The sequence below is a fragment of the Nonomuraea sp. NPDC047897 genome (assembly GCF_043204415.1).
Taxonomy (GTDB): domain Bacteria; phylum Actinomycetota; class Actinomycetes; order Streptosporangiales; family Streptosporangiaceae; genus Nonomuraea.
In genome coordinates this window covers 479,666-492,016 of record NZ_JBIDCC010000003.1, presented here as the reverse complement: position 1 = coordinate 492,016, position 12,351 = coordinate 479,666, and the positions used below count along the sequence as shown (strand labels likewise).

The following is a 12,351-nucleotide window of genomic DNA, read 5'->3' as shown; positions in this document are numbered from 1 at the left end:
CGTCTGCGATGCGCAGACCTCGCAGGTCAGAGCACGCTCGGACCTTGGCGGCCCTCCCGCTCCCGATTCCCCCGACGACTGAAGCCACATCATTATGGTGGCCTCCCCTCCCCCGCCGGCTGCCGGCGCGAACGGCCTGCCGATCGGGTGGGGGCTTGCGGGCCCAGGCCCCGGGGGCCGGTGGTCAGGGGGTGGGTGGGTAGGGGTGGGTGGCGGTGACGGCGTCGATCGGGATGGGGCCGTAGACGTGCGGGAAGCCGTCTTCGAGGCGTACGTCGAGGGTGGTGGGGTCGATCTCGAGGACGAGCAGGGGCTGGGTGAGGTGGCTGTAGTAGGCGGCGTGGACGGCGCGTAGCTGGTCGTGGTCGCGGCTGCAGTGGATGAAGCCCTCTTGTTCGAGGGTGCGGCCGAGCGTGGAGACGCGGTAGTGGCCGCTGGTGCGGGCGGCGGTCCAGTCGGTGGCCAGGGCGAGGTGCAGGATGGTCATGGTGTCCACTCGGTTTCGAGCATGGCGTAGATGACCTCGTCGGTCCATTCGCCTTTGACGTGTTCGTTGTGGACGAGGTGGGCTTCGCGGCGCATGCCGAGTTTTTCCAGGACGCGGGCGGAGGCGGTGTTGCGGCCGTCGATGCGGCCGACGATGCGGTGCAGGCCGAGTCCGTCGAAGCCGAGGTGCAGCAGGGCGCGGCCGGTTTCGGTGGCGTAGCCGTGGCCGTGGTGGTCGGGGTGCAGGACGTAGCCGATCTCGCCTTGGCGGTGTTGTTTGCTGGTCCACATGAGCAGGCCGTTGCCGATGACCTGGCCGTTGTGGCGCAGGGTGATGGCGAGGTCGAGGGCGTCGCCTTCGTCGTGCAGGGCGGTGCAGGTCGTCTTCTTGTGCAGGAAGGTGCGTACGGCGTCGAGGTCGCGGGGTTCCCAGTAGAGGTAGCGGGCGACGTCGGGGCGTGACTCGTAGGCGTGGACGGCGGGCAGGTCGGCTGGGGTGAGGGGGCGCAGCAGCAGCCGGTCGGTGTGGATCGGGTAGTCGGGTTTCAGCACGGGGGCAGTGTAGGGATGCGGTCAGCGGGTGGTCGAGATGTTTTCGAGGGCGAGTCGGAGCAGGGTGCGGGCTTGGTCGGCGGGGCGGCGTTCGACGACGAGTTCGAGCCACAGGGCGGACAGGGTGATGTGGAGCAGGCGGAGGTGGGGGTCGGTGGTGGGCAGGTGGAGGGTTTCGGCGAGGAGGGTGAGGCAGCCGTCGCTCCAGTGGCGGGCGATGCGGCGCAGGGCGGGGTCGCGGCCGGCGTGTACGTAGAGTTCCCAGAGGCTGAGCTGGCGGGCGGGGTCGGCGGTGGTGATGAGGTCGGGCAGGCTGGTCAGGCCGTGGGTGGTGGTCCAGGTGCGCAGGGTGGCCAGTTCGGTGTCGACGAGTTGGGCGAAGGCTTCGGCGAGGAGTTGGTCGCGTGAGGTGAAGTAGTAGGTGGTGGCGGCCAGGGGCAGGCGGGCGCGGGTGGCGACGGCGCGGTGGGTGAGGGCGACGAAGCCGCCTTCGGTGAGGATGTCGACGGCGGTGGCCAGGAGGGTGGCGCGGCGCCGGCGGCCGCGTTCCTGGGTGGGCCGCGGTGGTTGGGGTGGCTGCGGTGGTTGGGGTGGCCGGGGTGGTTGGTGGGTGGTCAATGGGTGCCTTGGAGGTTGAGGACGACGACGCCGCCGATGATGAGGAGGATGCCGCCGATTTTGAGGGGGGTGAGGGTTTCGCCCATGAAGGCGGCGCCGATGAGGGCGATGGCGGCGGTGCCGGCTCCGGCCCAGACGGCGTAGGCGGTGCCCATGTCGAGGTGGAGTTTGAGTGCTTGGGCGAGGAGGGCGAAGGAGGTGATGTAGCCGGCGGCGACGGTGGCGGTCCAGCCGAGGTGGGTGAGGCCGTTACTGAGTTTGAGTGCGGTGGTGGCGAGGACTTCGGCGGTGATGGCGAGGGCGAGTAGGAGCCAGGCCATGGGTGGCCTCCTTCGAAGTGGTACGTGCGTACCAGTTTATGGGGGTGGTGGGGGTTGGGGGGAAGCGCTTGAAAGGGAGTCGAATGCGTGTTCCACTGGGTGGTGTGGGTTGGGACGCGCTTTCGCTTGTGGACGCATCCGATGATCGTCGGCTGATCGAGCGGCGGGCGGTGTGGCGCGAAGGCTTCTACGAGACGCAGGCCCGTACGGTGATCGAGCGGGTGCCGCGGGCGGCGGGGATCGCGCAGCGGTGGGCCGTCTCCCCCTATCGGGGTTGTGCTCATGCCTGTCGTGGCTGCGGGGCTCGTGCCGGGCACGCGAAGCTGGGGCTGGATCCGGGTCGTGATTTCGACACGCGGGTGGTGGTGAAGCCCAACGTGGTGGAGCGGCTGCGGGCGGAGTTGGGGCGCTGGGCGGGTGAGCCGCTGGCGGTGGGGGTGACGGGTGACTGCTACCAGGCGGCCGAGGAGGTCTACCGGTTGATGCCGGGGGTCGTCGGGGCGCTGGGTGAGGCGGGGGTGCCGTTCACCGTCTACACCAGGAGTCCGCTGGTGTTGCGGGACGCGGCGGCGCTGGCGGAGGCGGGGGCGCAGGTGGCGGTGTCGATCGCGTTCGTGGACGAGCGGATCCGGCGGGCGGTGGAGCCGGGTGCGGTGGGTGCGCAGGCGCGGCTGGAGCTGGTGTCGGCGCTGGTGGAGGCTGGGGTGGCGTGCCGGGTGCTGATGTCGCCGGTGCTGCCGTTGCTCACTGACGCGGCCGACCAGCTCGCGGCGACGGTGCGGCGGATCGCGGCGACGGGTGCCGCGGGGGTGGAGCCGGTGGTGCTGCGGTTGCCGGCGGCGACGCGGTCCTGGTATCTGGCGTGGCTGGGTGAGGCGCATCCGCAGCTGGTGGGCCGGTATGAGGAGCTGTACGACGGGGTGGGGTTGCCGTCGGCTGATTACGAGGCGCGCATCACGGGGCAGATCGAGCAGTTGTGCCGGCTGTACGGGTTGCGGTGCGGGGCGCCGGAGCCGGTGGTGGTGGCGGGGCGGCCGCGTTTCCCGCAGCTTTCGCTGGTCTGATCGGGGCCGGCCGGGCCGCAAGGTGCGGTGGTTTTCGTGTTGCCGCAGGTGGGAAGGCCCGGTGCTGTGCGGGGGCGCGCTGTGGGAGGGGCGGGGGCATGGGGTTCGAGGAGTTGAAGAAGCGGCAGAGCGCGGTGTGGGGCGCGGGTCCGTACGAGCGGCTGCCGGAGCATTACCGGCCGTTGCTCGACCATGTGGCGCGGGTGGCGGCGGTGCGTGCCGGGGAGCGGGTGCTGGACGTGGGCACGGGCACGGGTGCGTTGGCGGTGCGGTTGGCGCGGGCGGGTGCCGAGGTGACGGGGGTGGATCTGGCTCCGGCGCTGGTGGAGACGGCGCGGCGGCTGGCGGGTGCGGAGGGGTTGCCGGTCCGGTACGAGGTGGGTGACGCGGAGGCGTTGCCGTACGGGGATGCGGCGTTCGACGTGGTGGTGTCGAGTGTCGGGTCGATCTTCGCGCCGGATCATGGGGCGGTGGCGCGTGAGCTGGCGCGGGTGTGCCGTCCCGGTGGGCGGCTGGTGTTGGGTCATTGGAGTGCGGAGCGGGGGGTGGTGGACATGTTCGGGGTGATGGCGCCGTTCATGCCGGCGCCGCCTCCGGGTGCGGAGTCTCCGTTTCGGTGGGGTGATCGGGCGTACGTGGAGGAGCTGCTCGGGGAGGCGTTCGCGTTGCGGTTCGAGGAGGGGGACGCGCCGCAGGTGTCGGGGTCGGGTGAGGAGGTGTGGGAGCTGTTCTCCACGGTGTACGGGCCGACGCGGGTGCTGGCGGAGTCGTTGGGGCCGGAGCGGCGGGAGGAGTTGCGGCGGGCGTTCGTGGTTTTCTTCGAGGGTTTTCGAGGGGCGGGTGGGGTGCGGCAGCCTCGTCCGTATCTGGTGGTGGCCGGGTCGAGGCGGGCGGGTGTGGTGGCCTAGCCTGGGCGGGTGATGATCCGTCAGGGTGGTGTGGGTGATGTGGGTGCTGTGCTGTCGATGTTCGACGGTGCGGTGGAGTTTCTGGTGAGTCGTGGGCGTGAGGGGCAGTGGGGCAGCCGGCCGTTCACGGGTGACGCGCGGCGGACCGAGCAGGTGCGGGGGTGGGCCGAGGGCGGCGGGATGCGCGTCGCGGAGGTCGAGGGTGAGCCGGCGGGGTGTGTGGTGGTGGGGCCGGCGCACGCGTATGTGACGCCGGCGGTGGAGCCTGAGCTGTATGTGCAGGCGTTGGTGATCGACCGGCGGTTCGCGGGGCGTGGGGTGGGGCGGGCGCTGCTGGACTGGGCGGCCGGTGAGGCGGTGCGGCGCGGGGTGGGGTTGTTGCGGGTGGACTGCTATGCCGGTGGTGATGGCCGGCTGGTGGGTTACTACGAGCAGTGCGGGTTCACGCGGGTGGCGCCGTTCTCGGTCGGTGAGTGGCCGGGGATGGTGTTGGAGCGGCGCCTTTAGGGGGGTTCGTCCTGGCGGGCTCAGGGCCGCGAGGGCGGGGCGTTCGGAGGGGCCGGGTCAGGGCTCCTTGATGGCGCTGCCCTTCTTCCACTGGGTGAAGGACATCTGCCAGTAGCCCCAGCCGTTGTTCCATTCGAGGGCGCGGTCGGTGCCGGTGATGTCGACGATGTCGCCGCGCTGCATGGTGTCGTGGAACCATTTGGCCTGGTCGGGGCGGGCGTTGATGCAGCCGTGGCTGACGTTGCGGACGCCTTGGGCCCAGACGTTGTCCTTGGCGTGGACGTATTCGCCGGAGTTGGAGATGCGTACGGCGTGGTCGATCATCACGTCGTAGTAGCCGGGGTCGCCTTTCTTGCGGCCTGGGGAGATCATGCGGACGGGGTTGGCGCGCTCCATGGTGAGGTGGACGCCGGAGGTGGTGGTGTATTCGCGGGTGGTGGCCATGCCGGCGCTGATGCGCATGGTCTTGACGCGTTTGCCGTCGCGGTAGACCCACATCATCTTCTTGTTGACGTCGACCTTGCTGATGACCTTGGCGCCGATGGTGAGGGTGGTGTCGTAGTCCTCGACGCCGTAGGTGTCCTGGCCGGCTTTGACGCCGTCGAGGTCGGCGGTGAGGGTGACTTTCTGGTGGGCGGGCCAGTATTTGGCGGTGCGGTAGATGACGACGGTGTCGTTGATCCAGCGCCAGGCGCCTGGGACGGGCTTTTCGGCTTCGACGTGGAGGGCGCGTTCGACGGAGGCCTTGTCGGTGACGGGCTGGTTGAAGGTGACGATGAGGGGGGCGCCGACGCCGATCTTCTCGCCCTTGCGGTTGGGGGTGACGTCGGCGACCTTGAGTTCGCGTTCGGGCTTGAGGGTGGTGAACTGGCCGGCGGTGGTGGTGGTGCCGGAGGTGGCGGTGACCTTGTAGGCGGTGGCCGGTTCGAGGTTGCCCTTGCTGGTCCAGCGGGTCTTGTCGGCGTTGTAGGTGCCGGTGACCTTGTCGTCGCCGCCTTCGACGGTGACGTCGTCGAGGGTTCCGCCGGCTGCGGTGACGACGATCTTCTTGTCGGGGGTGACTTTCTTGCTGCCTTCGGCGGGGGTGATGGTGATGGTGGGCGCCTGGGGGGTGGCGGAGGTGGTGGCGTCGGGCGCGGCGGGGTCGGCGGTGACGGTGTTGCCGCCTGAGCATGCGGCCGTCAGGGCGGCTGCGGTCAGCAGCGCGATGCCGGCTGTGGGCTTGCTCCAGCGTGGCGCGATGTTCAAGACGGTCCTCTCCCCCAGGGCAGCAAAGTGCTCCCCAAAAACCTTAATGCTCGTACATGTATGACGCGGAACGATATGGGAGAGTTCGGTCACGTTTCCATCACTTGTTGCGGTCAGTCGCAGGTCAAGCGAGGTCAAGGGGTGGTAAAGGGGGCCTGGTGGACGGCCGGTGGGCGGGCTGGTGGGCGGCCGGTCAGCGGGTGGTGAGGCGGTGGGTGAGGCCGGTGTGCCGGCGGCCGGCGCCTTTGGTGCGGATGGCCTGGGCGAGCGCGCGGCGGGAGCCGACGATGACGACGAGGCGCTTGGCGCGGGTGATGGCGGTGTAGAGGAGGTTGCGCTGGAGCATCATCCAGGCGCTGGTGGCCAGGGGGATGACGACGGCGGGGTATTCGCTGCCCTGGGAGCGGTGGATGGAGACGGCGTAGGCGTGGGCGAGTTCGTCGAGTTCGTCGAAGGCGTAGTCGACGTGTTCGTCCTCGTCGGTCAGGACGGTGAGCTTGTGCTCGTCGGGGCGGATGTCGGCGACGATGCCGACGGTGCCGTTGAAGACGCCGGCGGCGCCCTTGTCGTAGTTGTTGCGTAGCTGGGTGACCTTGTCGCCGACGCGGAAGACGCGGCCGCCGTAGCGGCGTTCGGGCATGTTGTCGCGGGCGGGGGTGAGGGCTTCCTGCAGGGCGGTGTTGAGGGCGGCGGCGCCGGCGGCGCCGCGGTGCATGGGGGCCAGGACCTGGATGTCGCGGCGGGCGTCGAGGCCGAACTTGCGGGGGATGCGGCGGGCGACGACGTCGACGGTGAGGCGGGCGATGTCGTCGGGTTCGTCGCAGGGGAAAAGGAAGAAGTCCTTCATGCCTTCCAGGACGGGGTGGCGGCCGGTGTTGACGCGGTGGGCGTTGACGACGACGCCGGATTCCTGGGCCTGGCGGAAGATCTGGGTGAGGCGGACGCGGGGGATGTCGTCGGCGGCGAGCAGGTCTTTGAGGACCTCGCCGGCGCCGACGGACGGGAGTTGGTCGACGTCGCCGACGAAGAGCAGGTGGGCGCCGGGTGCGACGGCTTTGACGAGTTTGTTGGCCAGGAGCAGGTCGAGCATGGAGGCTTCGTCGACGACGACGAGGTCGGCGTCGAGGGGGTTGTCGCGGTCGAAGGTGGCCTCGCCGCCCGGGCGTAGCTGCAGCAGGCGGTGGACGGTGGTGGCTTCGTGGCCGGTGAGTTCGGCCAGGCGTTTGGCGGCGCGGCCGGTGGGTGCGGCGAGGATGACGCGGGCACGTTTGGCGCGGGCGAGGGTGACGATGGAGCGGACGGTGAAGCTTTTGCCGCAGCCGGGGCCGCCGGTGAGGACGGCGACCTTGTGGGTGAGGGCGAGGCGGACGGCTTGGCGTTGTTCGGGGGCGAGGTCGGCGCCGGTCCGCTCGCGCAGCCAGGTTTCGGCGCGTTCCCAGTCGACGTCGGTGAAGGTCTTGAGCCGGTCGTGGCCGCCTCGCAGCAGGGTGAGCAGGCCGCCGGCGAGGGACTGTTCGGCGCGGTGGAAGGGCGGCAGGTAGACGGCGGGGACGAGGTTGTCGCCGGCGGGGATGTCCTCGCGGATGACGCCTTCGTCGGCGGTGAGGTCGTCGAGGCAGGTGGTGATGAGGTCGGCGGGCACGTCGAGGATCTTGACGGCGTCGGCGACGAGGTTGGGGGCGGGCAGGTAGCAGTGGCCGTCGTCGGCGGCCTGGGACAGGGTGTAGCGCAGGCCGGCTTTGACGCGTTCGGGGCTGTCGTGCGGGATGCCGACGGCCTGGGCGATGGTGTCGGCGGTCTTGAAGCCGATCCCCCACACGTCGTCGGCGAGTTTGTAGGGGGTGGTGCGGACGACGGTGATGGAGGCTTCGCCGTACTGCTTGAAGATGCGTACGGCGATGGAGGTGGACACGCCGACGCCCTGCAGGAAGATCATCACCTCTTTGATGATTTTCTGTTCGTCCCAGGCGGCGGCGATCATCTTGGTGCGTTTGGGGCCGAGTCCGGGCACCTCGACGAGCCGTTCGGGGGTCTGCTCGATGACGTCGAGGGTGTCGGTGCCGAAGTGGTCGACGATGCGTTCGGCCATCTTGGGGCCGATGCCCTTGATGAGGCCGGAGCCGAGGTAGCGGCGGATGCCCTGCACGGTGGCGGGCAGCACGGTGGTGTAGGACCACACCTCGAACTGGCGGCCGTAGCGGGGGTGGGAGGTCCAGCGTCCGGTCAGCCGCAGGGACTCCCCCACCTGGGCGCCGAGCAGCGGGCCGACGACGGTGAGCAGGTCGCTTCCGGAGCGTTCGGTCGCCACGCGGGCAATCGTGTAGCCGGTCTCCTCGTTGGCGTAGGTGATGCGCTCAAGTACGGCATCCAGCGCCACGCCGGGGGGATGGTCCGCGCCAGCCTTCACCGCAACCTCTCCGTCCGCCTTTCCCGGGCCAGAGTAGAGCACGGGCCGGGGACTGTGGCGCGGGAGACGATCACCGCCGGTCGGCGGCGGGGTGGCCGCTAGGCTGGGCGGCCATGGACACAGGGTGGGTGGGCGCGGAGACGGGGCGGGCGCTGCTGCGCCGGCTGGCGGTCGACCAGGCGCAGGGGCGGGTTCCGTCGATCGTGGCCGCGGTCGTGCGTGACGGGCGGGTCGCCTGGTTCGGGGCGCGGGGCCGGGTCGAGGGTGAGCCGCCGACCCTGCGTACCCAGTACCGGCTGGGGTCGATCACCAAGTCGCTGGTGGCGACGGTGGTGATGCGGCTGCGGGACGAGGGCCGGCTGGAGCTGTCCGACCCGGTCGGCAGGCATCTGCCGGAGGCGGCTGGTGGGATGGGTGAGGTGAGCGTGGCCCAGTTGCTGTCGCACACCGGCGGGCTGACCGCGGAGCCGCCGACCGGCTGGTGGGAGCGCACGCCCGGCATCGCGGTGCCGGAGCTGATGGCGCGGCTGGACGGTGGTCATGTCAAGCATCGGCCGGGCCGCCGCTACCACTACAGCAATGTGGGGTTCGCGCTGCTGGGTGAGCTGGTGGCGCGGTTGCGGGGGGTGCCGTGGTTGCGGGCGGTGCGGGAGGAGGTGCTGGAGCCGCTCGGGATGCGGTCGACGACCGAGCGGCCGCGCGCGCCGCATGCCCGCGGTTACGCCGTGCATCCGTACGCCGATGTGCTGCTGGCGGAGCCGGAGCACGACGCGGCGGCGATGGCGCCGGCCGGGCAGTTGTGGTCGAGTGCGGCGGATCTGGCGCGGTGGGCGGCGTTCTGCGGGGGTGAGACGGGGGGTGTGCTGGCGCCGGAGACGGTCGCGGAGATGCGGGAGCCGGCGACGGTGGACGACGGTGACGCCTGGACCGGCGGGTACGGGCTGGGGCTGCAGGTGATGCGGCACGCGGGTCGGCGGCTGGCCGGGCACACCGGGTCGATGCCGGGGTTCTTGGCGACGGTGTGGGCCGATCCGGACGACGGGGTGGGGGTGCTGTATCTGGCCAATGCCACGTCGGGGGTGAGCCGGTCGCTGCTGGTGGACCTGCTGGACATTCTGGAGCGGTACGAGCCGCGGTTGCCGCGGGAGTGGGCGCCGTCGGCGGTCGATCCGCGGCTGCTGGCGTTGACGGGGTTGTGGCATTGGGGGCCGACCCCGTACCTGTTGCGGGTGTTGCCGGGTGGGTGGTTGTCGCTGGCGCCGGTGGGCGGGGGTGGCCGGGCGTCGAGGTTCGTGCCGCGTGCGGACGGGACGTGGGTGGGGCTCGACGGGTATTACGCGGGTGAGACGCTGCGGCCGGCGGGTGATCATCTGGATGTCAACACGTTCGTTTTCACGCGGGCTCCGTACGACGCGGACGCGCCCGTGCCGGGGGGTGTGGCGGGCTGGCGGACGGGGGACGTGGGTTGAGCGTCGCGAGGTGAGGGGCGGGGCTGCTGGGTCGCGTGTCATGACAGGTCGGCCGCCAGGCGGGCGGCGGGGCCGTCGGGCAGGGTGGCGTGCAGGAGTTCGACCCGGTGGACGAGCCGGGGGTGCGACAGGGGCACGCCGCGGCCGACGGAGGCGGGCAGCAGGGTCAGGCCGTGTCCGGCGGCGACGAGGTTGAGGACGGTGTGGACGTCGTCGCCGGTGTAGTCGAGGGCGACGGGGAAACCGTCGCCGGCCAGGTGGCGCAGCCGTCGCACGGGGCACAGCGTGGTCTGCAGCCAGCGGGCGTCGACGAGGTCGGCCAGTCGCAGGCCGGGCCGGCCGGCCAGCGGGTGGTCGGGGGGCAGGGCGACGACGAGGTCCTCCTGGCAGAGGCCGGTGGTGGTGAGGGGGGCGGCGTCGTGCGGCGGCAGCGGGTCGTTGGGGGCGGCGATGCCGTCGGCCAGGCCGATCGTGGCCTCCCCCACGGCGACCTGCCGCATGACCTCGTCGCGGGCGCAGGTGCGGATCGTGATCTGCAGGCGGGGTTGGGCGGCGCGGGCGCGGGCCAGCCGGTGGGCGAGGCGGGGGTTGAGCGCCAGGGGTGTGGCGGCGAGGGTGAGCCGGTGGGCGGGCATGGCGGCGGTGCGCAGCACGTCGGCGCGTGCGGCGCGCAGGCGTAGCAGCAGGGGTTCGGCGTGGTCGAGCAGGCGGGCGCCGGCTTCGGTGGGGGTGACCGGGCGGCGGTGCAGCAGGGGCAGGCCGAGGTCGCTTTCCAGGGCGGCGATCTGCTGGGAGACGGCTGACTGGGTGTAGCCGAGTCGCTGGGCCGCGGTGGAGAAGGAGCCGGTGCGGGCGACGGTGACGAAGGTGCGCAGCAGGTGAGGGTCCATCAGTGATGCTTATAGCAGGTGCAGGATTCATCGTTGGCGCTGCGGTGGGGGTGGGGGTGACGATGGGGGCATGAGAATCGCTCTGGTCGCTGACCGCTCCCCCGGTGTCCGCTCGCATGTCCGTGTTCCGCTGCTGGTGGAGGCGTTGCGGGAGCGTGAGGGTGTCGCGTTGGACGCGTACTGGATCCCCACGGCCGACGCCGCGGGCGACGCGGGTGGGTTGGAGCGGTTCGACGGGATCTGGATGTTGCCGGGCAGCCCGTACCGCAGTGAGGAGGGGGCGGTGGCGGCGGCGCGTACGGCGCGGGAGCACGGCATCCCGTTCCTGGGGACGTGTGGCGGGTTCCAGCACATGTTGCTGGAGTTCGCGCGGCACGTGTGCGGTCTGGAGGTGGCGCACGCGGAGAACGAGCCGGGGGCGCGGGAGTTCCTTTTGACGCCGCTCGCGTGCTCGCTGGCCGGGCATGAGGAGGTGGTGCGGTTGTCGGCGGGTTCGCTGATCGAGCGGATCATGGGGGTGCGGTCGAGTGTGGAGGCCTACAACTGTTCCTACGGGCTGAACCCGGGTTACCGGCGGCTGCTGGAGGAGCGCGGCCTGGTGTTCTCCGGGCACGCCGACGACGGGGCGGTGCGGGTGGCGGAGCTGCCGTCGCATCCGTTCTTCCTGGCCACGTTGTTCCAGCCGGAGTTGTCCGGTGACGGCAGGCGGGCGCATCCGGTGATCGCGGCGTTCGCCGCGGCGGTGGCGGCGCGTGCCGGGTCAGGGGGCGGGCGGGTCGCCGGGTGGCAGGGCCGTGGTGCACCGTGCGGCGACGTGTCGTAGCTGGTCGAGGAGCTCGGGTGGGCCGTCGACGGTGAAGTCGAGGCCGAGCGCGGCCAGGTAGACGGCCAGCAGCAGCGGTGTGCTCGCGCCGATGTGCAGCAGGCAGGTGGCGGGGGTGAGGGGTTCGGCGCGGGCGACCGGGGGGATGCGTCCGGCGACGACGTCGGCGGGCGCCTGCACCGTGGCGGTGGTGCGGCACGGTCCCAGGACCGAGGCGACGCCTTTGGTGACGTAGGAGATGACGTCGCCGTCGGGCAGCGGCCGGGGGGTGAACGGGGGTCCGGGAGGGGTGCGGGGGGTGAGCCGGTCCACGCGGAAGCTGCGCCAGCCGTCGCGGTCGACGTCCCAGGCGACGAGGTACCAGCGGCGTCCGGTGCAGACCAGGCGGTGCGGTTCGGTGTCGCGGACGGTGGTGGTGCCGTTGTGGTCGCGGTAGGTGAAGCGCAGGCGCCGCCGCTCGCGGCAGGCGCCGGCCAGGGTGGCCAGCACGTCGGCCTCGACGGCGGGTCCGCCGCCGGGTGCCGGCACCGTGTAGGCGGCCAGCGCCGCGAGGCGGGGTCGTAGCCGGGCGGGCAGGAGCTGGTGGAGTTTGGTCAGGGCGCGCAGGGAGGTTTCCTCGACGCCCGCCGCGGCGCTGTCGGTCAGGGTGCCGGTGCCGGTGGCGATGGTGCGCAGGGCGACGGCGACCGCGACTGCCTCGTCGTCGTCGAGGAGCAGGGGCGGCAGGCGGGCGCCGGGGCCGAGCCGGTAGCCGCCCGCGGTGCCGGTGGTGGCGGTGACGGGGTAGCCGAGGTCGCGCAGCCGTTCGATGTCGGTGCGGATGGTGCGGGTGCTGACGGCCAGGCGTCGGGCGAGTTCCGGGCCGGGCCAGTCGGTGCGTGATTGCAGCAGTGACAGCAGGCGCAGCAGCCGGGTCGCGGGGTCGCGTGTGGTTCGTGCGCTCATGGATGCATCTTCGCGCGCGTTGCGGAAGTTGGCTTTCCGCAACGGGTGTCAGGGTGAGCGGCGTACCGGACGGCCTCGACGGAAAGTCGATCGGAAAGTCGATGGCGAAGTCGA

The 12,351-nt window shown here is 71.4% G+C and carries 13 protein-coding genes; 5 read left to right on the top strand and 8 right to left on the bottom strand.

Translation table 11 applies throughout. The features are described from left to right. Positions 1–184: 184 nt before the first annotated feature. Genes ACGF0J_RS09310 through ACGF0J_RS09295 form a run of 4 tightly spaced genes read right to left on the bottom strand, consistent with a single transcriptional unit; the run spans position 185 to position 1,976 of the window. The gene (locus ACGF0J_RS09310; RefSeq protein WP_393143683.1) at positions 185–487 is read right to left on the bottom strand and encodes a DUF952 domain-containing protein; all 303 of its coding nucleotides are present in this window, start codon (positions 485–487) and stop codon (positions 185–187) included. Further along, positions 484–1,038, bottom strand: a complete 555-nt coding sequence (locus ACGF0J_RS09305) for a GNAT family N-acetyltransferase (protein WP_393143681.1) — start codon at positions 1,036–1,038, stop codon at positions 484–486. The genes ACGF0J_RS09310 and ACGF0J_RS09305 overlap by 4 nt, the downstream gene beginning before the upstream one ends. A 21-nt stretch (positions 1,039–1,059) precedes the next feature. Further along, the gene (locus ACGF0J_RS09300; protein WP_393143679.1) at positions 1,060–1,656 is read right to left on the bottom strand and encodes a TetR/AcrR family transcriptional regulator; all 597 of its coding nucleotides are present in this window, start codon (positions 1,654–1,656) and stop codon (positions 1,060–1,062) included. Further along, complete coding sequence (locus tag ACGF0J_RS09295) at positions 1,653–1,976, bottom strand: DMT family transporter (RefSeq protein ID WP_393143677.1); 324 nt, start codon at positions 1,974–1,976, stop codon at positions 1,653–1,655. Before ACGF0J_RS09295 ends, ACGF0J_RS09300 begins: the two co-directional genes overlap by 4 nt. Positions 1,977–2,104: 128 nt before the next feature. Here ACGF0J_RS09295 and ACGF0J_RS09290 point away from each other — a divergent pair, with 128 nt between their 5' ends. From ACGF0J_RS09290 to ACGF0J_RS09280, 3 genes are all read left to right on the top strand, one after another. Next, complete coding sequence (locus ACGF0J_RS09290; protein WP_393143675.1) at positions 2,105–3,040, top strand: radical SAM protein; 936 nt, start codon at positions 2,105–2,107, stop codon at positions 3,038–3,040. Positions 3,041–3,138: 98 nt separating this feature from the next. Then, a complete protein-coding gene (locus ACGF0J_RS09285) occupies positions 3,139–3,948 on the top strand; it encodes a class I SAM-dependent methyltransferase (RefSeq protein ID WP_393143673.1) in 810 nt (269 codons plus the stop codon). A 12-nt stretch (positions 3,949–3,960) separates the two neighbouring features. Next, on the top strand, positions 3,961–4,455 hold the full coding sequence (locus ACGF0J_RS09280) for a GNAT family N-acetyltransferase (RefSeq protein ID WP_393143920.1): 495 nt from the start codon (positions 3,961–3,963) through the stop codon (positions 4,453–4,455). A 57-nt stretch (positions 4,456–4,512) separates the two neighbouring features. On the opposite strand, the gene ACGF0J_RS09275 is transcribed toward ACGF0J_RS09280, so the two are convergent. Together ACGF0J_RS09275 and ACGF0J_RS09270 are read right to left on the bottom strand one after the other, a co-directional pair. Further along, positions 4,513–5,703 (bottom strand): Ig-like domain-containing protein, encoded by a 1,191-nt coding sequence (locus ACGF0J_RS09275; protein ID WP_393143671.1) that lies wholly within the window; start codon positions 5,701–5,703, stop codon positions 4,513–4,515. 193 nt (positions 5,704–5,896) lie between these two features. Next, positions 5,897–8,110 carry an ATP-dependent RecD-like DNA helicase gene (locus tag ACGF0J_RS09270; protein WP_393143669.1) on the bottom strand — a complete coding sequence of 738 codons (2,214 nt, stop codon included), beginning with the start codon at positions 8,108–8,110 and terminating at the stop codon, positions 5,897–5,899. 113 nt (positions 8,111–8,223) lie between these two features. On the opposite strand from ACGF0J_RS09270, the gene ACGF0J_RS09265 reads away from it, so the two are divergent. Further along, a complete protein-coding gene (locus tag ACGF0J_RS09265; protein WP_393143667.1) occupies positions 8,224–9,579 on the top strand; it encodes a serine hydrolase domain-containing protein in 1,356 nt (451 codons plus the stop codon). A 38-nt stretch (positions 9,580–9,617) separates the two neighbouring features. On the opposite strand, the gene ACGF0J_RS09260 is transcribed toward ACGF0J_RS09265, so the two are convergent. Beyond that, positions 9,618–10,469: a LysR family transcriptional regulator gene (locus tag ACGF0J_RS09260; RefSeq protein WP_393143665.1), complete on the bottom strand. Its 852-nt coding sequence runs from the start codon at positions 10,467–10,469 to the stop codon at positions 9,618–9,620. A 70-nt stretch (positions 10,470–10,539) separates the two neighbouring features. On the opposite strand from ACGF0J_RS09260, the gene ACGF0J_RS09255 reads away from it, so the two are divergent. After that, on the top strand, positions 10,540–11,292 hold the full coding sequence (locus tag ACGF0J_RS09255) for a hypothetical protein (protein ID WP_393143663.1): 753 nt from the start codon (positions 10,540–10,542) through the stop codon (positions 11,290–11,292). Here ACGF0J_RS09255 and ACGF0J_RS09250 read toward each other — a convergent pair. After that, positions 11,230–12,237, bottom strand: a complete 1,008-nt coding sequence (locus ACGF0J_RS09250; protein ID WP_393143661.1) for a helix-turn-helix transcriptional regulator — start codon at positions 12,235–12,237, stop codon at positions 11,230–11,232. The genes ACGF0J_RS09255 and ACGF0J_RS09250 overlap by 63 nt on opposite strands. Between the last annotated feature and the right edge of the window lie 114 nt (positions 12,238–12,351).